Below are 25,215 nucleotides of genomic sequence, written 5' to 3' on the forward strand. Positions count from 1 at the left end.
TCCTCATGTGAATAATGGGCCAGAACTCCGATTGGTTTCGTCCGTTTGTTTGATTGGACAGTTTCGTTTCACTGTTGATCGTGATCAATGGTGAAAAGCAAACAGGCGCTTTATACTCTGTTCTGACGGCAACCAGTTCAGGATTGAGTTCGATGATTCGTGCAATTGCTCAGGCAGTATTGTGGGTAAGCGGCATTGTCGCGGCTTTCTTCGTGGCAAAAGACGAACCCAACTTTCCGCTTCTGCAGATGACAGTTGGGCTTATACTTCTGATTCTGGCGTCCTTGGCCATCTGGTGGTTCACCAACCCCAAAGATCCACAGAAGTAGAACCAGCCTATTACGAGCTTGCGAGACCGGGCCGAAACGCGGTAATTTTTCAGGAGCCTTCAATATTTCCGCGTGGTTCCATGAGCGATATCGTCAATCTCAGACAGTTCAAAAAGCAGAAAGCCCGCGCTGAAAAAGAAAAGCAGGCTGACCAAAACCGCATTCAATTCGGTCGTACGAAGACCGAAAAAGCTTTCGCTCGCGCGGAGACGACAAAAGCGGAACGTTTTCTGGATCAGAACCGTCTGGAAAAAAACGATAAGCCGGACGAGACAAAGTGACCCCGTCAGGACGTTTACGCAAACATTCCGTCAGTATTCGCGGGCACGCAACCAGCTATACGCTTGAAGACCCGTTTTTCGAACTGGTTGAGGAAATTGCGGCCACACGGGAGCTTTCCGTGGCGGCTCTGATCGCAGAAGTCGACAGCAAGCGTGACCGATCAATCAATCTGTCTTCCGCACTTAGACTTCATGTTCTGGATTGGCTCAAATCCAGAATAACTCAAGGCTGAGGTACAGGCACCACAGGCGTCGTTTCCAGACTTTTCAGGAATTCGTTGAGGGATTGACCACCTTCCGGCGATGCCAGAGGATCTTTCGATCCACCCGCCGGTCCGCCTTGCGGCTTCACAGCCTCAAGCCGTTGAGCTTCCGCGGCGGTTTTCCGAGCCGCTTCGCGCGCACTGGCTTCGGCACGGCGTCTCACCTCGTCCTCACGCTGCGAACGATCACGTTCCACTTCATCTGCTTCGAACAGCCCAAGCTGACGACGAAGGCGCTGCTTCTCCATCAAACTCGCCTGCATGGATTCAACACGTTCCTGTTCGCGTTCAAGCGCACGCTGGGTCAGGAACTGAACAAGCGGCTGCTTGTCGAATGACACCTCCGGCGCGCTATAACTACCGCCGAGAGAAAAGGCCACCTGCGGAGAAATACCTGTATCGGCGCCATCCCCGTTCTGGAACGTCAAAGTACCGTTTCCGCCAATTCCCAGTGTCGACAGATCGAATTGCAGATCACTGAGAAGAGCCGCATTTCCATCGCTCAGATTTGCCGCAGCCATACGTGCGACACCGCCGCTGATCGTAAAGTCAAACCGCGCGTTGCCTGGCGCAAATGTGCCCTGCCCGGTTGCCTTGTCGGCAATGCCGACAAATTGCTTGGAAGCAAGCTTGTCGGAACCGGAGAACTGATCGCCCGTTGCATCGGCCGCCGCTATCATTGCAGGCAATGCCGCGCCATCCAGACCGTCGACGGTGAAATTCTCCACGTCAAAACTTGCCGCTCCCGCCAGCGATCCGACCAGCGCCGCAACGCTCTCGCCGCCACCATTCAGATTGACGGCAGCTTTCACCACACCGCCCAGCGGTGCAGAGCCGTTCTCTAGCTGGTAAAAATCCTTGAGCTTTGCGCCACTCCATTTGAGCTCTGTCAAGAGGAGTGCATTCTTGTCGCTATTGCTCAGAGAAACGTTTCCAACCAGATATCCACCTGCCCAGTTGCCGGTCAATTCGTTCAACTGAAGACTATCCATGGTCTTCAGAAGCCGTGTTGAAAACTCCGTAGCGGTCCCGAACCCTTCCATATGAGCTTGCGCCACGTTGAGCTTCATATCCAGCAATAACGGCAGGGACGGACGGACCGCGAATGCACCACGCGGCCAGATTGTCTTCGTGGTGGGCTTTGCCGGCTCAAATGCATCCTGCCCAAGCATGATAGCAGCAAGACTATCAACCTCGAGCGTCGCGAGCTTTGCCTCACCCTTCAACTGCGGCAGGCCGCTATCGGCAAAATTGGCCTCCAGCCGCGCGGAAACATCTTCTCCATCCAGCTTTCCTGTCAGATTGGGAAACCGCAAGATACCCTTTGCGAACTGAAAATCGCTGGCAAGGTCTGCTGAAAGACCTTCACCAAATCCGGGCAGCGCGAAACCAGCCGTTGCGATGAAAGGCTGCAGGTCCGCAGACTTCAACTGGGCTTTGCCGCTGGCAGCGATATCCCCGCCGACAAGCGAAATCACACCGTCTGCAGTCGCCAAGCCGTCTGGTGCCGTGAGCTTGAGCAATGTCCGCATGCCTGCACTCGGCGCACCCTGCATGCTCAGGTCGGCGGTAAGTTCACCAGCAAGCCCGAGCGGCAAGGCAGGCAAGCCGATCAATGCGAGTACCGCCTCGCCTTGCTCTGATGTTGCCGTGCCGTTCAATTGCATCTGCAACGGCTCGCCCTCACCCTCGCCACCGCTCGCCGTGCCCGACAGGTCCAGCTTCATGCCGCCTGTTTTCCCGGTAACACTGAACGAAAACTCCCCGACACCGGGAGCACTTTTGGTGTTTGCCTCAGCAGGCCGGGCACTCTTACCCTTGGATGCCGCGCCTTTAGCAGGTGTCTTGTTCGCCACAGGCACGGACGGCGCCACCGCATTGGCGATGACATTGATCTCGCTATCCTCGAACAGCCCAGGGAAATTCGCCGCACGCAACGAAAGCGCATGAAACAGCGGTAGCTGGGGATAGCGGTTGGCCATCAGCGAGAGGAAACGCGAAAGATCTCCAGACAGTATCGTCGCATCGAGCGAGCCGGAAGGCGTATTGGAGAAGGGTTCGTAGGTGCCTGTTGCAGTAAGCGTCGTGCCCGCTACATCGCCAACCAGCAGCCGGTCGAAATCGAAGCGCCCGTCATGCAGCCGGAGCGCCATGTCGACATTGGCCGCTTCCATGTCCTGATAGCGGACAGGCCCTGCTTTGAATGCCAGGTTCAGCGATTGGCCATCGAGAAAATCCAGCCCGTCACCACTGGAAAAAAAGGCTGTAAAAGCTTGCAGCGCTTCGCTGTCCACCGCTCCGCCATTGAAGGTCAGCACAATTGAAGGCTGTGCCAACCCTTTCACTTCGCGAACAAACGAGCCTTTGAGTGTGGTTTTTCCCAACGCAATTTCGAGATTATCGATCCGCTGCATTCCGTCGCGAAGATCGACCTGCCCTGAAAAACCCGCGCCTTCGAGTTTGCGCACAGAATCGTCAACTGTCTCGTTCAGCCAGCTTGCGAGACCGGACGGCTGACGCGACGCAACAAGCATATCACCCTTAAAGCCAAAATCCTTGCCAACCGAGAGCGTGCCCTTGGCTTCCACCTTGGTTCGCCCCGGAAGATCAGCAGCGAACTGACGAATATTCCAGTTCTTTCCGTCAGGCTCCGCGCTCACTGTGACTGAGCGTATCGTTGTACCACCTGCAATGACGGCAGGCAGACGCAAATCCACATTGCCGGGTATAGTCGGAATGGGCAGTTGTTCGAGAACACGACGCGCTATCGCAATACGATCCGCAACCGGCATTGCAGAACCGGATTGTTCTTCGCTGGCGGCTTCATTCGGCCCCCAGAAAAGTTGCTGTCCGTCGGCGCTGACCTCGAAACGCGGCTTGGCGCCATAATCGATGAATGCCTTGCCATTCACCACATAAGGATTGTCGGCAGGCCCCTGCTCCATCCGGAATTCGCTGGCATCGAAGTGACTGCGATCCGCCTTGAATTTACCGGTTACGCGCACGCCACTGAAAAAAGGCGTTTCCGTCGGCGTTTTCTGATCCTTAGCCGTCTTGGCAACCATATCGGAAGAGCGGAGCGAAAAATCACCGGCATAATCGAGTCGACCTTCGGTCACGGTCACATCACCATCGGTCTCGAAAGTAGCTGGGATTGCCTCCGGCGAAATGCGAGCGCGTACGCGCAGCGAACCGTCCGGCTTCGCCTCGCCGCTTGTAAGGTCGATCGCCAGCTTTTCGCCCTGAAGAACGAGACTTCCGTTTGCCTGCCACGGACCTGCAAGACTGTTTGCGGAGATCACGGCATTGAGTCCGGTAGCTGTGTGACTGCGACCGCTTGCCTCTTCGCGAAGGGTAATTGTTCCGTCACTGACGGAAAGCCGTTCCAGCTTGATTTTCGTCGGATCGAGCGGCGTCGACGGGCGGATTGCCCAATCGACCTTACCGCTTTTGTCCAGGGAAATCGTGGCTCGCAGGCGATCCACGCGCATATCGAAAATCAGAAGTTGGCCGCGCAGAAACGGCATCAGTTCGGCATCCATCGAAAACGTATCGACGGTCATCACCGGATGAGCAGCATCGGCCCCGACGCGCACATCGGAGAAAGCGAGAGAAGGAAACGGCAAAAGCCGTGCGCTGACGTCACCAGCGACCTTAACAGGGCGCCCCAAAACACGGCTGGCCTCGCGCTCGAAATCGGCACGATAGCCGCTCCAGTCAACAAAAGGCGGCACGACAAGTGCTGCCGTCAACAGCAGCACGAGAAGCCCGCCGACGATGACGAATATGCGGCCCAAGAACCAGCTCCGGTCAAACAGATTGCAAGTTAGCGCGAAACAAAGAGTGAATCACGCTGTCTTTATCTGCGCAACATAACGGCATCGATCCGGCGACAACAAGGCAAATCGCATCACAGCCATATCGATATGCACGCCTGCCTGAATCAAACTCTTGGCAAACCCGTCCAAACGGCTGATTTGAATCAGGAAATCAGTATTTTGCCCGGATTCATGATGTTGTCTGGATCGAGCGCTTTCTTGATGGCCCGCATGTAGTCCGTGGCTTCACCCAGCTCCATGGCCAGATACTTCATCTTGCCCTGCCCGATGCCATGTTCGCCGGTGCAGGTTCCTTCCATGGCAATGGCACGTTTTGCCAATCGGTCCATGAATGCTTCGGCACGCTCCATTTCGCTCACATCATCCGTGTCCAGAAGCAGGAGAAGATGGAAATTACCATCCCCCACATGCCCGACAATTGGTGCTATCAGGCCTGTTTCGGCAAGGTCTTTTTCCGTCTCGCCGATGCAATCGGCCAGACGCGAAATCGGTACGCAGACATCGGTGGAAACACCCTTACAACCGGGCCTCAGCAAAAAAGATGCAAGATAGGCGTCGTGACGCGCCCGCCAGAGCCGGTCGCGTTCCTCGGCATCGTGGGTCCACTGGAAATTGCCCCCACCATTGCCTGCAGCAATTTCTCCAAACAATTCCGCCTGTTCGGCAACGCCGCTTTCCGTGCCGTGGAACTCGACAAACAGATAGGGCTGTGCCTCATAAGGCAGTTTGGAATGGAGGATCAGCGCCTGCATCTGAAGCGTGTTTACAAGCTCGATACGTGCAACGGGGATACCCATCTGGATGGTTTCAATCACCGTGCGGCAAGCCGAATCCACATCCGGGAAAGGACAGATACCACCGGAGATCGCCTGCGGTATCCCCTGTAGTTTCAATGTCAGTTCGGTGATGATGCCAAGTGTTCCCTCGGCTCCGACAAGCAGCCTCGTGAGATCGTAACCCGCAGCCGTCTTCTTCACGCGCTTGGAAGTCTCGATCAACCGCCCATCGGGCATCACGGCTTTCAGCGCCAGCACATTCTCGCGCATGGTCCCATAACGCACTGCATTCGTACCGGACGCACGGGTGGAAGCCATGCCGCCCAGCGTGGCATTGGCACCCGGATCAATCGGAAAGAACAGTCCCGTATCGCGCAGATATTCATTCAGTTCCCGGCGCGTAATGCCCGGTTCCACCACGCAATCCAGATCTTCCGCGTGCACCGCAATCACCCTGTTCATGCGCGTGAGGTCAAGAGAGACACCACCAGCGGGCGCATTCACCTGCCCTTCGAGCGACGAACCGGCGCCGAAGGCGATAACCGGAACGCGATGTTCGGCGCAGATACGCACAACATCCTGCACCTCCTGCGCAGTCTCCGCAAAGATGACGATGTCCGGCGCCTGTGTCGGTACATAGGTCGTCGTGTGACCGTGCTGCTCGCGGATAGCCTGACCGGTCTGCGCACGCTCACCGAAACGCTGCTTGAGAATACCCACTGCTGCTGCAATACCGTTCTCATTGCGTGCAAGCGCGACAACATTTTCAAGCGACATCGTTCATTCTCCGAAATTCATAGTCAAACGGCAGGCAACGCCAATGCGACCGGGTCTTGTCCAAGATGCTCGGCAACGGCGCGGATCACCAGATTATGGTCCTCGCGCTGCGGCAGCCCCGATACGATTACTGCGCCGATTACGCCTGCCCCTGCAACGCGGATCGGAAATCCGCCGCCCGCCAGCGCGTAATCTTCGACATTCAATGCTTTATGGAGAGCAAACATGCGATCGTCGCGATTCTGTTCCAGAACAAGACGATAGGTCGAAGCATGAAAGCGGCGCACGACATTGAACTTGCGGCGCAACCATTCCTGATTGTCCACTGTGCTTCCGGCGGTCGTCGCATAAAACAATTGCCGGTCCCACAGGGAAATTTCGGTGGCAATGCCGAGCTTTTCCTTCACGGCGATATCGCGAATGCGATGACCAAGCGCGAATGCTTCATTCTCGTCAAATGACGGAAAAATAAGCGCCTGTTCCTGCCGGATGATCTGCGCAATCGCCTGCTTGCTGTCGTCGCCCTGTGCCATTCTCTGCATTTCCCCGATGAGCCGCACGAAATCTGTGCGTTCCTTGTGCGCCTTCGATCACGTGATTGCAATAAGGGTTGTCCGCCATCAAACTTGATTGATCGGATGCAATCCACTAGTGGAGCCTTATGGTTCAGAACCCCAATATAGATGTGCCCCTGAAAGGCGATCAAATACCGGATTTTGTCGAAACCGCCGTGTTCAAGCGCGACGTGTTCTCGGAAACCCATGCCGGTTATTTCGTAGGCGATCCCGATACCCGTATCATCCGTCGTGTCGTAAGCGCTGCTCCCTGGTGGTCGAAGCCGCTGGCATGGATATTGGCCCGGCGCGAAATCCGTGGCCTCAAGACGGTACGCGGCATTGAAGGTGTCCCGCAGCTCCTCGCCGTCGATAAGGACGGGCTGTATCGATCCTGGACGGAAGGCACACCGCTGCATCTTGCGCGCCCGTCCGATCCGAAATGGTATCGCACCGCGCACCGCATCCTGCGCGATATGCGCCGTCTTGGCGTTACCCACAACGACCTCGCCAAACCGCAAAACTGGCTGATGACGCCTGAAGGTGAAGCTGCAGTCATCGATTTCCAGCTTGCAAGCGTGCATCGTCGTCGTGGCGCGCTCTATCGCCTGATGGCCTATGAGGATTTTCGCCACCTCATCAAGCAGAAGCGTGCTTTCGCAAAGGACATGATGACACCAACGGAAAAGCGCATTCTGGCGCGCCGTTCGCTGCCGTCGCGCATCTGGCTGGCGACAGGCAAGAAAGTCTACAACTTCATCACGCGCGGCATTTTCAGCTGGTCGGACGGCGAAGGCACCGGTGACCGGATCGACAATGAAGGTCCTGCAATTCAGGCGGCCCTCAAATCTGATCCGCGTGTCTCGGATGTAGCTCTCGCGCTTTATTCGCTGCCAGCCAAGGGCGTCGGCATCTATGCTTTCGTGGAGACTCTCAACGCCGACGAAAAAAGCCTGCGCGCGCGCTTGAAAGGCCAGAAGGTTGAACTGATCCAGCCGGTTGCCCATCTGCCCCGGCGCGCTGACGGGACCATCCGGGACGACATTCTGCGGCTGATCGCGATGAACCAGATGACGGAACTCGATGATCTGTTGCAGCGCGAACCGGAACTGCGCGGACTTGTGGAAGCACTGGCCTCGCATCGCCTGAACTTTACGGATCGTCGCGTCACTCAATTAGAGTAGTCGAATATTTTAACCCTTTCGCTGGTCTTTCAGCCACGAATCATTACATTCGGGTCAAATGTCTGACTTTCCCGACGATATGCCGTTTTTCGGCGATGACGACGCTCCGGCAGGCCGCACGCCTGCTCCCGGTGGCATTGCCGCACGTGCCATGGCAGCACGCAACCAGCAGCGTGGCGAGCCTGATTACCTGAAAGGGTTGAACCCCGAGCAACGTCAGGCAGTCCTGACGACGGAAGGTCCTGTTCTGGTGCTTGCCGGTGCGGGCACGGGAAAAACGCGCGTTCTGACAACGCGTATTGCACATATTCTGACCACCGGCCTTGCCTATCCAAGCCAGATTCTCGCCGTGACTTTCACGAACAAGGCCGCGCGCGAAATGAAGGAGCGTATCGGTCATCTGGTCGGCGGCGCAGTCGAAGGCATGCCGTGGCTCGGCACGTTCCACTCGATCGGTGTCAAGCTTTTGCGTCGCCATGCGGAGCTTGCAAATCTGACATCGGATTTCACGATCCTCGACACCGACGACGTGATCCGGCTTATCAAGCAGCTCATTCAGGCTGAAGGGCTTGATGACAAGCGCTGGCCTGCCCGCACCTTCGCCAACATGATCGATGGCTGGAAGAACAAGGGATTCGGGCCATCCGATATTCCGGAAGGCGATGCGCGCTCATTCGGCAATGGTCGCGGACGCGAGCTTTATCAGGCCTATCAGGAGCGCCTGCGCACATTGAATGCCTGCGATTTCGGCGATCTTCTGCTGCATCCGATCCGTATCTTCCGCAATCATCCGGATATCCTGCGCGAATATCACGCGAAGTTCCGCTACATTCTGGTGGACGAATATCAGGATACGAATACGGCGCAATATTTGTGGCTGCGTCTGTTGGCGCAGCGACCAAAATCACGAACGACAGCACCAACGCAGGACGGAGGCTCGCCGGTACAGCCCGCCAAGGCATCCGAAGCCTCCCGCAGGACCGATGAGCGCAGCGAATTCGGCGTGAGCGGAGATAAAGTCAATCTGTGTTGCGTCGGCGACGACGATCAGTCGATTTACGGCTGGCGCGGAGCAGAAGTGGACAATATTCTTCGCTTCGAAAAGGATTTTCCGGGCGCAGTCGTCATCAAGCTTGAGCGCAATTACCGCTCCACAGCACATATCCTCGGTGCAGCCGCCCACCTGATCGCACATAACGAGGGTCGCCTAGGCAAAACGCTGTTTACCGAAGCACCCAATCCGGACGATCCACGGGTCAAAGTTCATGCGGCCTGGGACTCGGAAGAGGAAGCCCGTGCTGTCGGCGAAGCCATTGAGCAGGCCCAGCGTCAGGGGCATCTCCTCAACAACATGGCGATCCTCGTCCGCGCTTCTTTCCAGATGCGTGAATTCGAAGACCGTTTTGTCACGCTCGGCCTTAATTACCGCGTCATCGGCGGCCCACGCTTCTACGAGCGGCTCGAAATCCGTGATGCGATGGCATATCTGCGTGTCGTTGCACAACCGGCCGACGATCTGGCGCTGGAACGCATCATCAACACGCCTAAGCGTGGTCTGGGCGAAGCCGCGATCCGCCAGATCCATGACTATGCACGTGCACGCGATATTTCGATGTTTTCCGCGGCCTGCGATCTCATTGAAACCGAGGAATTGAAGCCGAAGCCACGCTCCGCACTGCGCGAAGTGGTCGAGAATTTCCTGCGCTGGCAGTCCCTGATCGACAACACGCCGCATACCGAACTGGCCGAAACCATCCTTGATGAATCCGGCTATACGGCCATGTGGCAGAATGACAAATCGGCAGAAGCACCAGGCCGGCTTGAAAACCTCAAGGAACTGATCCGTTCCATGGAGGAATATGAAAGCTTGCGCGGTTTCCTTGAGCATGTCGCACTCGTGATGGACGCCGAGCAGAATGAGGATCTGGATGCCGTCAACATCATGACGCTGCATTCGGCCAAAGGTCTGGAATTTGAAACCGTCTTTCTTCCCGGCTGGGAAGAAGGCTTGTTTCCGCACCAGCGCGCGCTTGATGAAGGCGGGCGTTCCGGCCTTGAGGAAGAGCGCCGCCTCGCCTATGTCGGCGTGACCCGCGCCAAGAAAAACCTGCATATCTGGTTCGTTTCCAACCGACGCATCCACGGCATGTGGCAATCGACCATTCCTTCCCGTTTTCTGGAAGAACTACCGGAAGCGCATGTGGAAGTGGCCGAACTGGAAGGCAATTACGGCGGTTATGGCGGAGGCTATGGACAGTCCCGCTTCGACAAGGCTGATCCATTCCAGAATTCCTATTCGACACCCGGCTGGCAGCGCGCGCAGCAGAATCGCTCCGATGCCACCCGTAACAACTGGGGTTCTCGTTCGGGCAGCAAAGTGGAACGCATCGGCTATGGCGAGACCGATTCCGGTTTTGGAGCTGGTCGTGGCTCCATCAAGGGACGCACGATTGACGGTGAACTGGTGGCTAAGTCAGTGGCCGACAAGCCATCGGCCTTCAAGGCGGGCGACCGCGTGTTCCATATCAAGTTCGGCAACGGAACGATTTCGCTTATTGACGGCAACAAGCTGACCATCGATTTCGACAAGGCCGGACAGAAGCGCGTTCTCGATAGTTTCGTCCAGCCGATCTAGTTTCCATCACAGATGAAGGATCAGGGCAGCCGGATTATTCCGGCTTGCCCTTTGCCCATGTGACGTCACCCTTGTAAAGCGGCACGGTTGAAAGCGACGTTTTCGCTGAACCGTCCTGAACCTGTGTCGCATGGGCGAGATAGAGCAGAGTATTGTTTGTCTTGTCGTATATGCGCGTGATGACAAGCTTCTTCCAGATCAAGCTTGTACGCTCGGAGAACACCCGTTCCCCGCCCTTACCGAGATCGATATCTGCGATAGTGATCGGCCCTGTCTGCTCGCAAGAGATGGACGCATTGGACGGGTCCTCAAACCAGTTGCCTTTCTGCAGCCGGTCGATCATGCCGCGCGAAAACGACGCCAGATGACAGGTTACGCCCTGCACTTTCGGGTCCTGTACCGCATCGATGACGATATCGTTTCCAAGCCAGTCGACGCCAACCTTGCCAACTTCTTCAGCCGGAGCGGCCGAAGCCGCAACGACCAACATGGGAGCAAGCAACAACCCGGCAAAACGCTTCAGTCCGACCATATCTTCCAGCCTCCAGAACTGTTGTGATGCCAAGGTGGGTAAACAATTGCGGCTTTGCAAGAGCCGGAATTCAGCCGCTCCACTTTTCCAGAAACGCCTCGATTTCGAGCGTCTGGATGTCTGGAACCGCTTCATAGAGCTTTTCCACCGACCAGTTCCACCATTCGAGTTCGAGCAGTCGGTCTATGACAGCATTATCGAAGCGTTTGCGGATGAAACGAGCGGGAACACCGCCGACCACATGATAGGGTGGCAAATTCTTCGTCACGACCGCATTCGCGCCAATCACGGCACCGTGGCCAATCTGAACGCCCGGTGTGATGACCGCGCCGTGGCCGATCCATACATCGTTACCGATGATCACGCGCTGCTCCTGACGGCTTGCCCGGAACTCGCCATCAACGCCCAGATAACGAAAATATTCATTCGGTCGATAACTGACTTTATGAGTCGTGAGCCGCTCCATCGGGTGTTCGAGAGCATTGATGCGAACATTCGCAGCAATTGAACAAAACTTGCCGATCTCGGCATAGATTCCCTCGCCGTTCCGCTCGAAATAAGTGAAGTCGCCGACCGTGACTTCACGAAGAATCACACGCTCGCCAATATCGGCATACCGTCCCAGCTTGACGGATTTCAGCTGAGCCGTCGAATGAATGCGGGGTTCGCTGTTCTGGAAACGGAGATCATCTGACGACATCATTGCAAACTCACCTCAAGCTTCCCTGCAGCGCAGTCAGCTCTGGAACGAACTGCTTAAGCCGCTTCCTGCGAACTATCTTGCTCGCCGGAAAGATAATCCTTGATAACATTCGGCAGAACATCGTCAAACTTCGCAATGAGGGCCTGGTGAATTTGGGCTCGAAAAGCGGGCTCGAAACGCTCAAAACCCTGCACGCAGCCGAAGGGCGCTGAACCGGCCTCGATCGCCTCAAGTTCTTCCGCCCAATGTTTTTCCTGGACAAAATCCAGATAAGCCAGTTCTCTCGCCGGACGAACAGAAGCTTTGTGCCGCAAAATCTCCAGATGATTGGCGAGAGCAACCGTATTGAACTGTTCGATATCGCGATATCGAAAACCGACCTGCCGATTCAGAACATCGGGACGTTCGGTGAAAAAAGCCGCCAGCGTGCTGCGCCGCAACGGATGTGGGTGATGATGGATCGACATGAATCGATCCTTCATGCCAGCAGTGACAGCGCCTTTCCATTGCGCCATGCGGAATTTCGGAAACGTATATTCATACCGCGATATCTTGCCAAGCAAATGGCGCAGCTTGTACTTCCAGCGTGTGTTTTCAGGTCGCACCCAATCGCCATGAAGAACAGGGCGCTCGTTCTCATAAAGATCGGATACTGTCAGCGGAGCATTCACGAAGAAATCGTCGTTGGAATAAATAAAATGCTCCGACAGCCCGGGTATCCGCCACATCGCACCTTCAATAGCGCGGGCGTTGAACGAAGGGCGAGCAGCCGGCAAACCATCAAAAATATCATCATGTGATACGATCTGGATAAAAGAAGCATCACATTTGCCCTCATGCTTGAATGCATCGAGGAAACGGGGCTTCTGATGATCGGTGATGATGAAAATGCGCTTGATGAACGGGGCGAATTTGATGACGGAAGCGATGTTATAATAAATCTCGCCATTATCGAGATAACGTTCGTTTGTAACGGCTTCGAAATGCGTGCGATCAGAATTTGGCGCGAACCTTTTTCTGGCAGCCATATGCGCGGGATCCTGCCCGTCAACCCAAGCGATTACGTAATCGACTTCCAATATTGCTCTCACAAGAAATTGCAATTTTATGACCGAAATATATCAGTTCAATCATTCTTGCAAAAAGAAAGAACGAAGAAGCTGTTCAACTTTGGTCACGCGGATGAGACAGGAGCCAAACTGTGCGAAGAGCCATTATCCACCGCGCGACAAATAGTCAAAAGTTTCAGAAATTATTGAAAATTGAGCAAATGGCCGTACATTACCGCCATGCTCTTCATGATGCAGGATGCGGCTATATCGACCGTTCTGCAGCGCATAAAGAAAAGATAGATTGTTGATCAGCGCATCAAGGCGCGTACGGAAATTCAAGGCTGACTGGACATGAAAAAATTCCTGCCCATCTTCATCATCGCCTTCATCGTCGTTATCGTCGGCGCTGCGGGTCTCAATCTTTTCCGAGACAAGGAAGCGGCTAAAGAACCCTTCGGCGGTCCGCTTAACCTTGTGACCATGGATGGCACGCCTTTCACCGAGAATGACCTGCGCGCTGCGCCAGCAGCAATCTTTTTCGGCTTCACCCATTGCCCGGACGTCTGCCCCACCACGCTCTATGAGCTTGATGGCTGGCTGAAGCAGCTTGGGCCGGAAGCCAGTGACATCAAGGCTTATTTCATCACCGTTGATCCGGAACGCGACACGCAGGAAGTCATGAAGACCTATGTCGGTAACGTTTCCGACCGCATCATTGGCATCACCGGTACACCACAGAATATTGCTGATATGGTCAAATCCTACCACGTCTATGCCAAGAAGGTTCCGGGCGAAGACGGCGAATATACGATGGATCATACAGCATCGGTATTTCTGCTCGACAAAGGCGGTCGCTTCCGCAGCACAATCGCCTATCAGGAAAACCCGGATACGGCTCTGGAAAAGTTGAAGAATCTGGCCAAAGGCGCTGCAAAGAGCTAAATAGAATCTACGAAGCATTTCCATCGGAAATGCGTCAGAGCCTGAATCAAAAAGCGGCATGTGTGTGCGAAAATGGTGATTTTCGAGTACCGGAGCGCAATGTACTTCTGAGCATGGTCCCGAAAAGTTGCAGACTTTACGGATAAGACTATGCACCAGAGAAAGCTACATGAGCACCGGAACGCAGAAAAATTGCCATTTGCAGCCATACAGGTCGGCTTTTGGTACAGACTCTCAAAGATAGAGAGCTTTATTACTTCATGGCCCAGTCACGACTTTTCTTTTCGGCGGATAAGGCAGAAGCCGAGCGCGTCTACAACATTCTCGAACAGGCTTTCGAGGAAGACGGCTTCCCCATCGCTATCACCGAAATCGATGAAGACCGGCAGATTTTCGAGGTGTCGGTTTATGTCGAGGACGATGCCGAAGATGTCGCCAAGCGGATCGATGCGTTGGTGGGTGCGGACATTTTCTCCGTTGAAGAACTGCCCGACATCGACTGGGTCACGCATTCGCTGGAAGGTCTGAAGCCTGTCAGAGCCGGGCATTTCTTTGTCCATGGCTCGCACGATCGCGACAAGATCGAAGCAGGCGACATCCCCATTGAAATCGATGCTGGTCTTGCCTTCGGCACCGGCCATCACGGAACGACGGCAGGATGCCTTGAACTGATCGAGGAAACTGTCAACGGCGAACATCCGACCAATGCGCTCGACCTTGGCACCGGCAGCGCTGTTCTTGCCATCGCCATAGCCAAGCTCGCTCCCATTCCTGTACTGGCTACCGATATCGATCCTGTCGCTGTCACCGTCGCCGCAGAAAATGCCGCCAAGAACGGTGTGGCAGAACATATCGTTACGGCAACGGCGGAAGGCTTCGGCCACCCGATCTTCCGTTCCTATTCGCCATTCGACCTGATCGTCGCCAACATTCTTGCCAATCCGCTTATCGAGCTGGCACCTTCCCTCAAGGAGCATCTGGCATCCGGCGGTTCCATCGTTCTTTCCGGAATACTTGACAGTCAACACGATGCAGTGCTTGCTGCCTATCAGGCACAGGGACTCGCCCACCAAAAGACGCTGCATCGCGAAGGCTGGGTAGCAATTCATCTGAAATAACAGGCCGTTTGAACCACGGCGTATTCCTGTTTTGAGCGAGTTAAACCTATGGCTTTTCAGAGTTTCGACGTCACCACAAATCCGGCCAATGGCGGCCCACGCGTTGCGAAGCTGCGCGCGAAAATGGCCGAACTTGGCCTTGACGGATTTCTGGTTCCTCGCGCAGACGAGCATCAGGGTGAATATGTTCCGCCCCATGCGCAGCGCCTTGCCTGGCTGACCGGCTTCACCGGATCGGCCGGTGCCGCGCTCGTCCTCAAGAATAGCGCCTATATCTTCGTCGATGGGCGTTATGAACTGCAGGTCCGCGCCCAGACGGACCCCAAGGTCTTCTCCTATGAAAGCCTCGTTACAAATCCGCCGGCTTCCTGGCTGGCAGAAAACGGCAAGGGCCTGCATATCGGCTTCGATCCTTGGCTCCATACCATTTCCGAAGCCCGCAATTTACGTGAAGCACTGGAGGCTCAGGGCGGTCAGCTGGTCCCGGTCGAAACCAATCTTGTCGACGCCGTATGGGACGATCAGCCTGAAGTGCCAACGGCAGAGGTCACAATTCAGCCGGCCCGTTTCGCAGGACATGAAGCGGAAGACAAGATCAAGGAAATACAGGCAGCCGTTACCGCAAGCGGCGCCAGCGCAACTGTCCTGACTGACCCGTCATCAGTCGCATGGGTGTTTAATATCCGCGGCAAGGACGTATCCAACACGCCGCTTCCGCTAAGCTTTGCCATCATTCCTGCGAAGGGTGAGCCAGAGCTTTTCATCGATGAACGCAAGCTCGCCATTGAACCGCGCGCCTATCTGACCCAGCTCGCCAAGCTCTCGGCACCGAGCGATCTGGAAGGGCATCTCAGTGCTCTCGCGGCCAAGGGCGAAACTATTCTTCTCGACCCGATCCTCGCGGCTGAAAAACTTCGCCTCATTGTCACCAGTGCAGGCGGAAGTGTCATCGACGGCAAAGACCCTGCCCGTATTCCACGCGCAATCAAGAACAAGGCTGAACTCGATGGCTCACGCGCCGCCCATGAGCGCGACGGTGTGGCTATGGTCAATTTCCTCTCATGGGTCGACGGCCAGAAGCCCGGCACAATCGATGAAATCAGCGCAGCGCAGAAGCTGGAAGAATCGCGTGCCGATGCCGGGCGCGACTTCCAAATGCCGCTGGAAGACATATCCTTCGACACGATCTCCGGTGCGGGGCCGAACGGCGCAATCATCCATTATCGCGTCAATACCGACACCAACAGAACGCTTGAAGATGGCGAGCTATATCTGGTCGATTCCGGCGCACAATATCGCGACGGAACTACCGATATCACCCGCACCGTCCCCATCGGCAAGGTAACGCCAGATACGATCAAGGCATTCACGCTCGTGTTGAAAGGTGTGATTGCGATCACGACGGCTCGCTTCCCGAAAGGCACACGCGGGCAGGATATCGACGTTCTGGCGCGCATCGCATTATGGAAGCATGGTTTCGACTATGCGCACGGAACCGGCCACGGCGTCGGCTCCTACCTGTCAGTGCACGAAGGCCCACAGAGCATTTCGAAAAAGGGCGCGCAGGAACTGCTGCCAGGCATGATCCTTTCCAATGAACCGGGCTATTACAAACCCGGTTCATTCGGCATCCGCATCGAAAACCTCATCATCGTCACCGAACCGGAAGTGCCGGAAGGCGGCGACATTCCGATGATGGGCTTCGAGACACTGACATTCTGCCCTATCGACCGGCGCCTGATCGACAAGTCGCTTTTCACGCAGGAAGAAATCGACTGGCTGAACAGCTACCATGCCAGCGTGCGCGAGAAGCTGTCAGGCCACCTCAAGGACGCTGAACGCAAATGGCTTGAAGCGGCAACCGCGCCGCTTTGATAATGCATTCACACCGTGAAATGGCGTAGCGCGATCAAAAGCGTTACGCCTGCAAAGAACATGGTCATCATGCTGAGCCGCAACGAAAGCACTATACAGACCGCAAGTACCAGCAGTTCCCGCCAGCCGTGATCCGAAGCAGGTGCCGCCACAATAGCCGTCAGAACGGCTGCAGGCACGGCGTTGAGCGCCGCTTCCACCCGGTAATGCACACGGCTGAAGCGCGACAGGACCAGATGCCCGCCAATACGGGTGAGATAGGTGCAGAGCGCGCCTACGAGAATGATCCAAATCGTGGTGGACATTTACGCCTCCCCTTCGCGTGGCTTGGCAATAATCGCCGCAAGAACAATGCCGCCAAGTGCGCCCAGCGAAACATGCCACGGAGATCCCACGAACTTGTAGGCCGCCACGGCTGAAATCGCACTGACGATGACGACCGGTAGCCAGTTCTGCCGATGACGAAAGCTCATCACCATGCCGAGGAAATAGATCGGCAGCAGAAAGTCGATGCCGAAGGCATAGGGGTTTGTAATCAGATTGCCGAACAGTCCGCCGATCAGTGCTTCAAGCACCCAGGTGACATAGAATGTAAGCCCGAGTGCCATATACCAGACGAAAGTGACCGGTTTGCCAGCCTCCGCCCGTTGCTCGACCTCCGCATACTGGATATCGACCAGTACGAAAAAGGCCAGCGCCTTCTGCCATGGCTTGAAATGACGAATACGGCGTCCAGTACTCGCCGAATAAAGCACGTGCCGAAAATTAACCGCGAAAATCGACATGACGATCATCCACGGCGCTATGTTCTGGCCGAAAAGATCAAGCCCGACCATCTGGCTGGCCCCGGCATAGATGATGGAGCTCATGAACACCGCTTCCGCGAGCGACAATCCGTTATCGACAGCAAGCGCACCGAACAGCAAGCCAAAGGGCGCTCCGGCAACGACAAGCGGAAGTCCGCGCCGGACACCGTCAATAATATCGGCGCGCGCTGAAGCCCGTACGGGCCGAAAAGTCTGATCCACGAATATTCACTCCTCCGAATGAAGAGTAGTTAGGAAATTCTGGGGCCTGTTGGAATATGATTTCCCAAAAAATCATACTATTAAACAGGAATGCCGCATTTGCGCATCACTCATAAATCCAGCTGATGCATTCATGAACGATCATGATTGTTGCGGAACTGTCTTTTCGATTTTGTGCATCCAGTCCACAAGCGGGCGAGCCCGTTCGGTGAAGTCGACAAGACGATCTGCCAGATCAGCGCGGGTAATCGTTTCAGGGTCGATTTCCATCCGCACCGAGAAATGCCGATTGCGAATTGCTTCCAGCAAATCATCATCGGTCACGGCCTCAAAACCACGCGGCGTGCGCTTCAGCCGGTCGTAGTCGCTGATTTTCAAACCGTTTTTCTTGAGTTTCGCGACCATGGCGCGGAATTCTTCCGGCTTCTCGGCAATGGCCGTGCGTATAGCCAGAAGCAGTTCCTTCTTTGGCCCCCACCAAGCCACACAGGCGTAGCAGTCGCGGACACCCGGCAGGCCGATGCAGACATAGAAGCAGCCGCTCTCGTCCCATTTTGTACCCGATTGCGACAGCAGCGCAGACAGGTGACGGTTATAGGGGGCCTTGTCCTTGGAAAACCGCGTATCCCGTTTGATGCGGAACTGCGATTTCACCCGATCGCCCTTGAACGGCAGACCGGCTTTTTCAAAACGACCCGTCAATTCCTCGACAAGATCTACAAGAGGTTCCTTCAGCTGCTGCTCGAAAAGATCCTTGTTCTCGACGAACCATTCGCGATTCTGGTGAAAATCCAGAGCTTTCAGAAACGGGATCGCTTTTTCACCAAAACCGCTGAACGGGGCCATTATTCTTCTCCGACCAGTGTAAACCAGGCGTCTTCATCAATGACTTCGATGCCCAACTCGGATGCCTTGGCGAGTTTGGAACCCGCCCCCGGTCCGGCCACCACAAGATCGGTCTTTTTCGATACCGATCCGGCCGTCTTTGCTCCGTAGCGCTCAGCCATGGCCTTCGCCTCATCGCGCGACATACGTTCCAGACTGCCGGTGAACACCACCGTCTTGCCCTCTACCGGCGAACCGGTGGCAACACGCGCCTCTTCATCAAGCGGCGTCACTTCGGCGAGAAGAGCCGCCAGCACTTGCGCGTTATGCGGCTCCGCATAAAAATCCACGACAGCTTCAGCAACGATGGAACCGATGCCCTCAACCGCAATCAGTTCCTGCCAGGCTTCATTACCCTTGTCGGTACGGTCGCCTTCTTTTGGCGGCACAGCCTCCTGAGCCGTTTTTTCAAAGGCCGCATAAGACAGATAGGCGCGCGCAAAGCGCTTGGCATTCACCTCACCAACATGACGGATACCAAGGCCGAACAGAAAGCGATGCAGGGCAATCTCGCGCCGATCATTGATCGCATCGTAAAGCTTCTTCACGGAAGTCGCGCCGAAACCTTCAATGTTCTCCAGTTTCTTGAGAGGCGATTCAGCCTGTCGCTGTTGCAGCGTGAAGATATCCGCAGGCGATTTGATCTTCAGTTTGTCATCTTCGGCATGGAAGAAGAATTCGACCTGCTTTTCGCCAAGGCCTTCAATATCGAACGCATTGCGCGATACGAAATGACGAATGCGCTCGACCGCCTGCGCAGCACAGGTCAGGCCGCCGGTGCAGCGATAGACCGCCTCGCCCTCTTCACGCACGGCATGGCTGCCACAGACCGGGCATTCATGCGGGAAATGGAACGGCGAGGCATCGGCCGGGCGCTTTTCCAGTACAACATCGACAATCTGCGGGATCACATCACCTGCGCGCTGCACGATTACCGTATCGCCGACGCGAATATCATGCTCATCAGCACGAATACGCTCACCCTTGAGGCCGATACCCTTGATATAGTCCTCGTTGTGCAGCGTCGCATTGGTCACGACCACGCCACCGACGGTGATTGGCTCCAGCCGCGCCACTGGCGTCAGCGCGCCGGTGCGCCCGACCTGAATGTCGATGCCGCGCAAGATCGTCAGCGCCTGTTCTGCCGGAAACTTGTGCGCAATCGCCCATCGCGGGCTGCGGGAACGGAAACCGAGCCGTGTCTGCAGATCGAGCCGATCAACCTTATAGACGACGCCATCAATGTCATAATCGAGTTCGGCGCGCTCAAGGCCAATAGCACGGTAATGCGCAAGCAATTCATCTGCACCGTGAAGCCGCTTCGTCAGCGGATTGACCGGGAAACCCCATTCGCGAAAAACCTCAACCATACCCATCTGCGTATCGGCAGGCATGTCCGACATCTCACCCCAGGCATAGGCAAAGAATTTCAGTTTGCGGCTCGCCGTCACCTTGGCATCGAGCTGGCGCAGGGAACCTGCTGCCGTGTTGCGCGGGTTCACATAAGTCTGCTTGCCTTCAGCGGCCATCTGTTCGTTGAGCGCGAGGAAGTCACTTTTGGCCATATAGACCTCACCGCGTACTTCAACGACGGAAGGCGCTCCAGCCGGAAGCCGGTTCGGAATTTCAGCAATGGTGCGGATATTCGTCGTGACATTCTCGCCGGTTGTGCCGTCACCGCGCGTCGCGCCGCTAATCAGAATTCCATTCTCGTAACGGATCGACATGGAAAGCCCATCGATCTTCGGTTCAGCGGTAAATGCAATGGAATTATCCGGCAGCGGCCCCAGGAAGCGATAGACACTGCCCACGAAATCGCGGACGTCATCGTCTGAAAACGCATTGCCGAGCGAAAGCATCGGGCGTGCATGAACAACCTGCGCAAATTTGGAAACAGGTGCTGTACCAACACGCAAGGACGGGCTGTCTGTCCGCACCAGATGCGGGAAGCGCGCTTCAATCGCATCGTTACGCCGCTTTAGCGCATCATACTCGGCATCCGAAATCTCTGGCCGGTCATTGGCATGATAAAGCTCATCGTGATGCGCAATTTCAAGCGCCAGCCGTTCCAGTTCTGAAGCGGCTTCAGGTTCAGTCAGTTTTTCGACGGGAGTATCGGTCATAAGCGGAGCAAAACCTGCTGATTCAATTTTGCTCAACATAGCCAAGAAATGGCATCGCGCCTACACCGACCCGACATTACGAACATGCATATCCCCTGACAGCGTCATGTCAGGAGACGAGCGCACTATCTCTTTGTTTGTACGCATTATCCGACGCATCGAAGCGGAATCAGAAATCAGTCCAGTGGACTGATTTCCCCGCGTAGACGCTTCGCACTTTTGCTGGAAATGCTCAATTCTCGGCCAGCAGGCGTTCTGCTGCTGCGCGCGCTTCGTCGGTAATGCTGGCACCGGCCAGCATGCGGGCAATCTCTTCCTGCCGCTCATCCACCCCGATGGAACGGATCGAGGTAGACATACGGTCTTCATTGGTCGCAGACTTGGCAATCAGGAAATGCGTGGAAGCACGCGCCGCCACCTGCGGCGCATGTGTGACCGAAAGCACCTGCACGCGCCCGGAAAGCCGTGCAAGGCGCTGCCCGATGGCATCTGCCACCGCACCGCCCACGCCGGTATCAATTTCATCGAATACGAGCGTCGGAGCAGAACCGCGATCCGCAAGCGCCACCTTCAGTGCCAACAGGAAACGTGAAAGCTCACCACCCGAAGCGACCTTCATCATCGGCCCGGCCCGCGTGCCCGGATTGGTGCGCACCCAATACTCAACCGTATCGATGCCTTCCGCCGCCCGCGCTTGCGCGTCGGTTGTCATTTCAACGATGAATTCTGCGCGCTCCAGTTTCAGTGCAGGCAATTCGGCCATCACAGCAGCCTTCAGATGCTCCGCTGTTTCCTTGCGCAAACCGGAAAGCTTGGCTGCCGCCGTGTCATAGGCCGCCCGCATTTCAGTCGCCTGACCTTCAAGCTGGATAAGCTTTTCCGCTCCAGCGTCCAGATCGGCGAGATCAGCATCCATCTTGTCGCGCAGCGCAGGCAATCCCTCCACTGCGACAGAATATTTGCGTGCGGCAGCGCGCAAAGCAAAAAGCCGTTCCTCGACCTGCTCCAGCACGCGCGGATCGAAATCGATTTCGCGCATGGCATGATCTATGCCATCTTGCGCGAGAGCCAGACTGTTGAGCGCCTCATCGATTGCCTTGCAAACCGGCTCCAGCAAATGCGGCGCTTCCGGGATCTTGCGCTCAAGACGGCGCACAAGGCTCGCCAGCGTCGGTACAGGTGATCCCTGCCCCGACAGCAACTCGCCAGCTTCGTTCACGTCACCGGCGATCTTTTCGGATTTCATCATGATCGCCCGATGCTCGGCGAGCTCTTCTTCTTCGCCGGGCTGCGGATCGAGTTTGGTCAGTTCTTCAACCGAAGAACGCAGATAATCGCCTTCACGCTCGGCCTGCTCGACACGGGCACGATGCTTGGCAAGTGCGGTTTCCGCATCGCGCCAGGCCTTGTGACGCTCGCGAACCACTGCCGCCTCTGGCTCGAGACCACCGAAAGCATCCAGCAATGTACGGTGAAGATCGGTATCGATCAGCGCACGGTCGTCATGCTGGCCGTGGATTTCCACCAGCCTGCGTCCGAGATCACGAAGGAGCGCGACGCTCGCCGCCTGATCGTTGATGAAGACGCGCGTGCGACCATCGCCCATCTGCAGGCGACGCAGAATGATGTCGCCATCATCGTCAAAACCGTTATCGCGCAGAAAAATCCGGGCAGGATGCGCGCCCGGTACATCGAACACCGCTGTCACCTGCCCCTGATCGGCACCATGACGCACCAACGAGGCGTCGCCACGCGCGCCAAGCGCCAGAGAAAGCGAATCAAGCAAAATAGACTTGCCCGCCCCGGTTTCACCGGTAAGTACGGACAAGCCTGTCTTGAACTCGATGTCGAGCCTTTCAATCAGAACAATATCGCGGATCGACAGGTGCGACAGCATGTGAGAATCAGCTTATGAGCCGCCGCCGGTGATGAGCGACGAAGCCTTGGCCAGCCACGAATTACCGTTTTCGCGTGGCTCAAGACCACCGCTCTGCAGAAGCTTGTAGCTGTCCTTGTACCACGGGCTGTCCGGATAGTTCTTGCCGAGAACCGAAGCGGCCATCTGGGCTTCCGACGTCAAGCCAAGCGCATAGTAGGCTTCGACGAGGCGAGCCAGTGCTTCTTCCACCTGACGGGTATTGGAATATTCCTCCACAACGCCGCGGAAACGCTTGATAGAGGCAAGGTATTCCTTGCGTTCCAGATAATAGCGGCCAACCTGCATTTCCTTGCCAGCGAGCTGGTCGCGGGCGAAGCGGATCTTGGCCTTGGCATCATCCGTATATTCGGAATCCGGGAAACGATCGACCACTTCCTGCATCGCAGCGATTGCGCGACGGCTTGCAGCCTGATCGCGGGTCACGTCCGGAATCTGGCGGAAGTAGGAAAGACCGATGATGTAATAGGCATAGGCCGATTCAGGCGAAGTCGGGTAAAGCGTGTTGTAACGCTTCGCCATCGAGATCGCTTCTTCGTAATTGCCCTTGCGGTAGTTGGTGAAGGCAGCCATCACGAGCGACTTGCGTGCCCATTCCGTGTAGGGATGCTGGCGATCGACGGCGGCGAACTTCTTCGCAGCTTCATCAAGGCGACCTGCGTCCAGATTGGCGAGACCTTCATTGTAGGTTTTGTCGGCAGGATCAATCGTCTCGACATACTTGGTGAGATCGATGTCGTCGTCCTTGCTGGCACAACCGGCGAGCGGGATAAGAACGGCGATAGCGCCAGTCAGCAGCGCGGTTTTCGTCACACCCTTGAATTTGAAACTCGTCATGCGGTCTCCGGCCTTCTGACAGCGTCATTCCTGTTTGGAGTTGCGTGCTTCTAGCACTGCACGGCAGCTCCATCCATACAAATCATTCAGCTTCAGCGAATGTACGAACATAGCTGACGCTGTTTTGGCCGTCCATAAACCACATGCAGGCGAAATCGGCAATCGTCTAGTGGTCTGAATCCGCCGGACGGCGTATCGAAACGCGTAACCAGTGTGAATTGTCCCCGGTATTGGCTACCCGTATGGGTAGTTGCTCCCCGATCAATCCACCGTAGAACGGCGCACCGACTCAATTGTGAGGTGAACCGGCGAACACGGCTCAATTAAGGCCATGCGCCGATACATACTATTTCTTGGCTAAATTTAGAGCGCCCATGGAGCCGCTATATTCGGCTTCACAGCAACGAAATCCGATGCTCTCGAGTTCTGGCGAACACCCGAAGCCTCGACGATATCGAACGCCGTCTTGTCCGACAGCAGCGCCTTCACCGTTTCCGCATTCAGCCTGTGACCACTGCGGTAGGACCGGAAACAGCCAATGAACGGCAGACCGGCAAGTGCCAGATCGCCGACGGCATCGAGCGTCTTGTGACGAACGAATTCGTCCTTGAAACGCAGCCCGCCCGGATTGATGACAGAATTGTCGTCACCAATGACAAGCGAATTGTCGAGCGACGAGCCAAGCGCATGGCCGGAGGCCCAAAGACGTTCCACATCCTTCATGAAACCGAACGTCCGCGCGGTGGAAAGCTCCTTGCGGAAAGTCGCTTCGTCCACGTCGTCTGCAAATTTCTGCCGACCGATCAGCGGGCATTCGAAGTCGATCTCGACTTCAAACCGCGTACCGGCGAAGGGGCGGAATTCACCCCAGGAACCGCCAGCTTCGACGCGAACCGTTTTCAGAATACGGATAAAGCGGCGCTTCGCTTCCTGCGTGACGATACCTGCCTCATCGAAAGCTTCGATGAAACGAGCAGAAGTGCCGTCGAGAATGGGAACTTCAGGACCATCAATTTCAACGACAAGGTTATCAATGCCCAGCGCAGCGACCGCCGCCATCAGGTGCTCGACTGTGTCAATCTTGGATTCTTTCGGTCCGAGCGACGTGCAGAGGTCTGTTGCGCCAATCTGTGAGACATGGGCGCGCACTTCCGGCGCCTTGCCCTTCAGATCTGAACGCTGGAATACGATTCCCGTATCGGCATCGGCCGGGAAAAACGTCGCCGAAGCTGGAGCTCCGCCATGAACGCCGACGCCCGAAAGCGTAACCGCACGACCAATTGTCTTTTGATAAGCGCTCAAGAGAGTTCCAATCTGCTGAATAAAATGAATACAGGCCGTTTAAACGGAATTTCAACACAGCCCATTTCGCAATTCTTTGCTTCTATATGGATAGATATAGCTAAAATTGCGACAGGAAATACAGAGGGTTCACAAACTCGTGCTGCCCGAACCATACCCCGTTACAACTAAAATAATAATTTGCGTGACTTGAACAAAATCACGCTTTCTTACGAATGTTTTGATTTTGTTTACTGAAACGAAA

General features: G+C 55.8%; 20 protein-coding genes. 7 read left to right on the forward strand and 13 right to left on the reverse strand.

All coding sequences use genetic code 11. The features are described 5' to 3' along the window. Nucleotides 1–409: 409 nt before the first annotated feature. Both OHI65_RS17505 and OHI65_RS17510 read left to right on the forward strand, forming a co-directional pair. Entirely contained in the window at nucleotides 410–610 is a 201-nt protein-coding gene (locus tag OHI65_RS17505; protein ID WP_094513896.1) for a DUF4169 family protein, read from the forward strand. After that, complete coding sequence (locus tag OHI65_RS17510) at nucleotides 607–843, forward strand: ribbon-helix-helix domain-containing protein (protein ID WP_094513898.1); 237 nt, start codon at nucleotides 607–609, stop codon at nucleotides 841–843. The genes OHI65_RS17505 and OHI65_RS17510 overlap by 4 nt, the downstream gene beginning before the upstream one ends. On the opposite strand, the gene OHI65_RS17515 is transcribed toward OHI65_RS17510, so the two are convergent. The 3 genes from OHI65_RS17515 to OHI65_RS17525 form a co-directional block, all read right to left on the reverse strand. Then, nucleotides 834–4,670: an AsmA family protein gene (locus OHI65_RS17515; RefSeq protein WP_125300110.1), complete on the reverse strand. Its 3,837-nt coding sequence runs from the start codon at nucleotides 4,668–4,670 to the stop codon at nucleotides 834–836. The two genes, OHI65_RS17510 and OHI65_RS17515, sit on opposite strands and share 10 nt — an antisense overlap. 185 nt (nucleotides 4,671–4,855) lie before the next feature. Continuing rightward, nucleotides 4,856–6,265: an FAD-binding oxidoreductase gene (locus OHI65_RS17520; RefSeq protein ID WP_094513902.1), complete on the reverse strand. Its 1,410-nt coding sequence runs from the start codon at nucleotides 6,263–6,265 to the stop codon at nucleotides 4,856–4,858. A gap of 23 nt (nucleotides 6,266–6,288) precedes the next feature. After that, nucleotides 6,289–6,798, reverse strand: a complete 510-nt coding sequence (locus tag OHI65_RS17525) for a heme-degrading domain-containing protein (protein WP_012091768.1) — start codon at nucleotides 6,796–6,798, stop codon at nucleotides 6,289–6,291. A 128-nt stretch (nucleotides 6,799–6,926) separates the two neighbouring features. On the opposite strand from OHI65_RS17525, the gene OHI65_RS17530 reads away from it, so the two are divergent. Next, nucleotides 6,927–8,003 carry a serine/threonine protein kinase gene (locus tag OHI65_RS17530; RefSeq protein ID WP_012091767.1) on the forward strand — a complete coding sequence of 359 codons (1,077 nt, stop codon included), beginning with the start codon at nucleotides 6,927–6,929 and terminating at the stop codon, nucleotides 8,001–8,003. A gap of 58 nt (nucleotides 8,004–8,061) precedes the next feature. Next, nucleotides 8,062–10,638 carry an ATP-dependent helicase gene (locus OHI65_RS17535; RefSeq protein WP_094513904.1) on the forward strand — a complete coding sequence of 859 codons (2,577 nt, stop codon included), beginning with the start codon at nucleotides 8,062–8,064 and terminating at the stop codon, nucleotides 10,636–10,638. Between the two features lie 34 nt (nucleotides 10,639–10,672). On the opposite strand, the gene OHI65_RS17540 is transcribed toward OHI65_RS17535, so the two are convergent. The 3 genes from OHI65_RS17540 to OHI65_RS17550 form a co-directional block, all read right to left on the reverse strand. Further along, nucleotides 10,673–11,170: a CreA family protein gene (locus OHI65_RS17540; protein ID WP_010659748.1), complete on the reverse strand. Its 498-nt coding sequence runs from the start codon at nucleotides 11,168–11,170 to the stop codon at nucleotides 10,673–10,675. 70 nt (nucleotides 11,171–11,240) lie between these two features. Next, entirely contained in the window at nucleotides 11,241–11,873 is a 633-nt protein-coding gene (locus tag OHI65_RS17545) for a DapH/DapD/GlmU-related protein (RefSeq protein ID WP_012091765.1), read from the reverse strand. Between the two features lie 53 nt (nucleotides 11,874–11,926). Continuing rightward, on the reverse strand, nucleotides 11,927–12,901 hold the full coding sequence (locus tag OHI65_RS17550) for a hypothetical protein (protein WP_012091764.1): 975 nt from the start codon (nucleotides 12,899–12,901) through the stop codon (nucleotides 11,927–11,929). A 375-nt stretch (nucleotides 12,902–13,276) separates the two neighbouring features. Here OHI65_RS17550 and OHI65_RS17555 point away from each other — a divergent pair, with 375 nt between their 5' ends. From OHI65_RS17555 to OHI65_RS17565, 3 genes are all read left to right on the forward strand, one after another. Continuing rightward, a complete protein-coding gene (locus OHI65_RS17555; RefSeq protein ID WP_010659745.1) occupies nucleotides 13,277–13,867 on the forward strand; it encodes an SCO family protein in 591 nt (196 codons plus the stop codon). Nucleotides 13,868–14,127: 260 nt separating this feature from the next. Continuing rightward, nucleotides 14,128–14,985, forward strand: a complete 858-nt coding sequence (locus tag OHI65_RS17560) for a 50S ribosomal protein L11 methyltransferase (RefSeq protein ID WP_094513907.1) — start codon at nucleotides 14,128–14,130, stop codon at nucleotides 14,983–14,985. Nucleotides 14,986–15,033: 48 nt separating this feature from the next. Beyond that, nucleotides 15,034–16,860 carry an aminopeptidase P family protein gene (locus OHI65_RS17565; RefSeq protein WP_125300109.1) on the forward strand — a complete coding sequence of 609 codons (1,827 nt, stop codon included), beginning with the start codon at nucleotides 15,034–15,036 and terminating at the stop codon, nucleotides 16,858–16,860. A gap of 8 nt (nucleotides 16,861–16,868) precedes the next feature. Here the strand turns inward: OHI65_RS17565 and OHI65_RS17570 are convergent, their stop codons facing one another. The 7 genes from OHI65_RS17570 to lpxC all read right to left on the reverse strand — a co-directional run bounded on the left by OHI65_RS17570 (nucleotide 16,869) and on the right by lpxC (nucleotide 24,971). Beyond that, complete coding sequence (locus tag OHI65_RS17570) at nucleotides 16,869–17,165, reverse strand: AzlD family protein (protein ID WP_125300108.1); 297 nt, start codon at nucleotides 17,163–17,165, stop codon at nucleotides 16,869–16,871. Further along, nucleotides 17,166–17,888, reverse strand: coding sequence for an AzlC family ABC transporter permease (locus OHI65_RS17575; RefSeq protein WP_094513911.1), 723 nt, complete (start codon nucleotides 17,886–17,888; stop codon nucleotides 17,166–17,168). Between the two features lie 141 nt (nucleotides 17,889–18,029). Further along, on the reverse strand, nucleotides 18,030–18,734 hold the full coding sequence (locus OHI65_RS17580) for a DUF2461 domain-containing protein (protein WP_264358755.1): 705 nt from the start codon (nucleotides 18,732–18,734) through the stop codon (nucleotides 18,030–18,032). After that, nucleotides 18,734–20,896, reverse strand: a complete 2,163-nt coding sequence (gene ligA / locus OHI65_RS17585; RefSeq protein ID WP_125300106.1) for an NAD-dependent DNA ligase LigA — start codon at nucleotides 20,894–20,896, stop codon at nucleotides 18,734–18,736. The genes OHI65_RS17580 and ligA overlap by 1 nt, the downstream gene beginning before the upstream one ends. A gap of 232 nt (nucleotides 20,897–21,128) precedes the next feature. After that, complete coding sequence (gene recN, locus OHI65_RS17590) at nucleotides 21,129–22,793, reverse strand: DNA repair protein RecN (protein WP_125300105.1); 1,665 nt, start codon at nucleotides 22,791–22,793, stop codon at nucleotides 21,129–21,131. 12 nt (nucleotides 22,794–22,805) lie between these two features. Beyond that, nucleotides 22,806–23,669, reverse strand: coding sequence for an outer membrane protein assembly factor BamD (locus OHI65_RS17595; protein WP_010659737.1), 864 nt, complete (start codon nucleotides 23,667–23,669; stop codon nucleotides 22,806–22,808). 363 nt (nucleotides 23,670–24,032) lie between these two features. After that, complete coding sequence (gene lpxC, locus OHI65_RS17600; RefSeq protein ID WP_012091755.1) at nucleotides 24,033–24,971, reverse strand: UDP-3-O-acyl-N-acetylglucosamine deacetylase; 939 nt, start codon at nucleotides 24,969–24,971, stop codon at nucleotides 24,033–24,035. Nucleotides 24,972–25,215: the final 244 nt, after the last annotated feature.

This window comes from Brucella sp. MAB-22, from assembly GCF_025908475.1.
In the GTDB taxonomy this organism is placed as follows: domain Bacteria; phylum Pseudomonadota; class Alphaproteobacteria; order Rhizobiales; family Rhizobiaceae; genus Brucella; species Brucella anthropi.

Bases quoted from the DNA above. Each gene is read 5' to 3' on its own strand.
- OHI65_RS17505 (WP_094513896.1), top strand. From the start codon at position 410: ATGAGCGATATCGTCAATCTCAGACAGTTCAAAAAGCAGAAAGCCCGC.
- OHI65_RS17520 (WP_094513902.1), bottom strand. From the start codon at position 6,265: ATGTCGCTTGAAAATGTTGTCGCGCTTGCACGCAATGAGAACGGTATT.
- OHI65_RS17525 (WP_012091768.1), bottom strand. From the start codon at position 6,798: ATGGCACAGGGCGACGACAGCAAGCAGGCGATTGCGCAGATCATCCGG.
- OHI65_RS17530 (WP_012091767.1), top strand. From the start codon at position 6,927: ATGGTTCAGAACCCCAATATAGATGTGCCCCTGAAAGGCGATCAAATA.
- OHI65_RS17535 (WP_094513904.1), top strand. From the start codon at position 8,062: ATGTCTGACTTTCCCGACGATATGCCGTTTTTCGGCGATGACGACGCT.
- OHI65_RS17540 (WP_010659748.1), bottom strand. From the start codon at position 11,170: ATGGTCGGACTGAAGCGTTTTGCCGGGTTGTTGCTTGCTCCCATGTTG.
- OHI65_RS17545 (WP_012091765.1), bottom strand. From the start codon at position 11,873: ATGATGTCGTCAGATGATCTCCGTTTCCAGAACAGCGAACCCCGCATT.
- OHI65_RS17550 (WP_012091764.1), bottom strand. From the start codon at position 12,901: ATGGCTGCCAGAAAAAGGTTCGCGCCAAATTCTGATCGCACGCATTTC.
- OHI65_RS17555 (WP_010659745.1), top strand. From the start codon at position 13,277: ATGAAAAAATTCCTGCCCATCTTCATCATCGCCTTCATCGTCGTTATC.
- OHI65_RS17560 (WP_094513907.1), top strand. From the start codon at position 14,128: ATGGCCCAGTCACGACTTTTCTTTTCGGCGGATAAGGCAGAAGCCGAG.
- OHI65_RS17565 (WP_125300109.1), top strand. From the start codon at position 15,034: ATGGCTTTTCAGAGTTTCGACGTCACCACAAATCCGGCCAATGGCGGC.
- OHI65_RS17570 (WP_125300108.1), bottom strand. From the start codon at position 17,165: ATGTCCACCACGATTTGGATCATTCTCGTAGGCGCGCTCTGCACCTAT.
- OHI65_RS17580 (WP_264358755.1), bottom strand. From the start codon at position 18,734: ATGGCCCCGTTCAGCGGTTTTGGTGAAAAAGCGATCCCGTTTCTGAAA.
- ligA (WP_125300106.1), bottom strand. From the start codon at position 20,896: ATGACCGATACTCCCGTCGAAAAACTGACTGAACCTGAAGCCGCTTCA.
- recN (WP_125300105.1), bottom strand. From the start codon at position 22,793: ATGCTGTCGCACCTGTCGATCCGCGATATTGTTCTGATTGAAAGGCTC.
- OHI65_RS17595 (WP_010659737.1), bottom strand. From the start codon at position 23,669: ATGACGAGTTTCAAATTCAAGGGTGTGACGAAAACCGCGCTGCTGACT.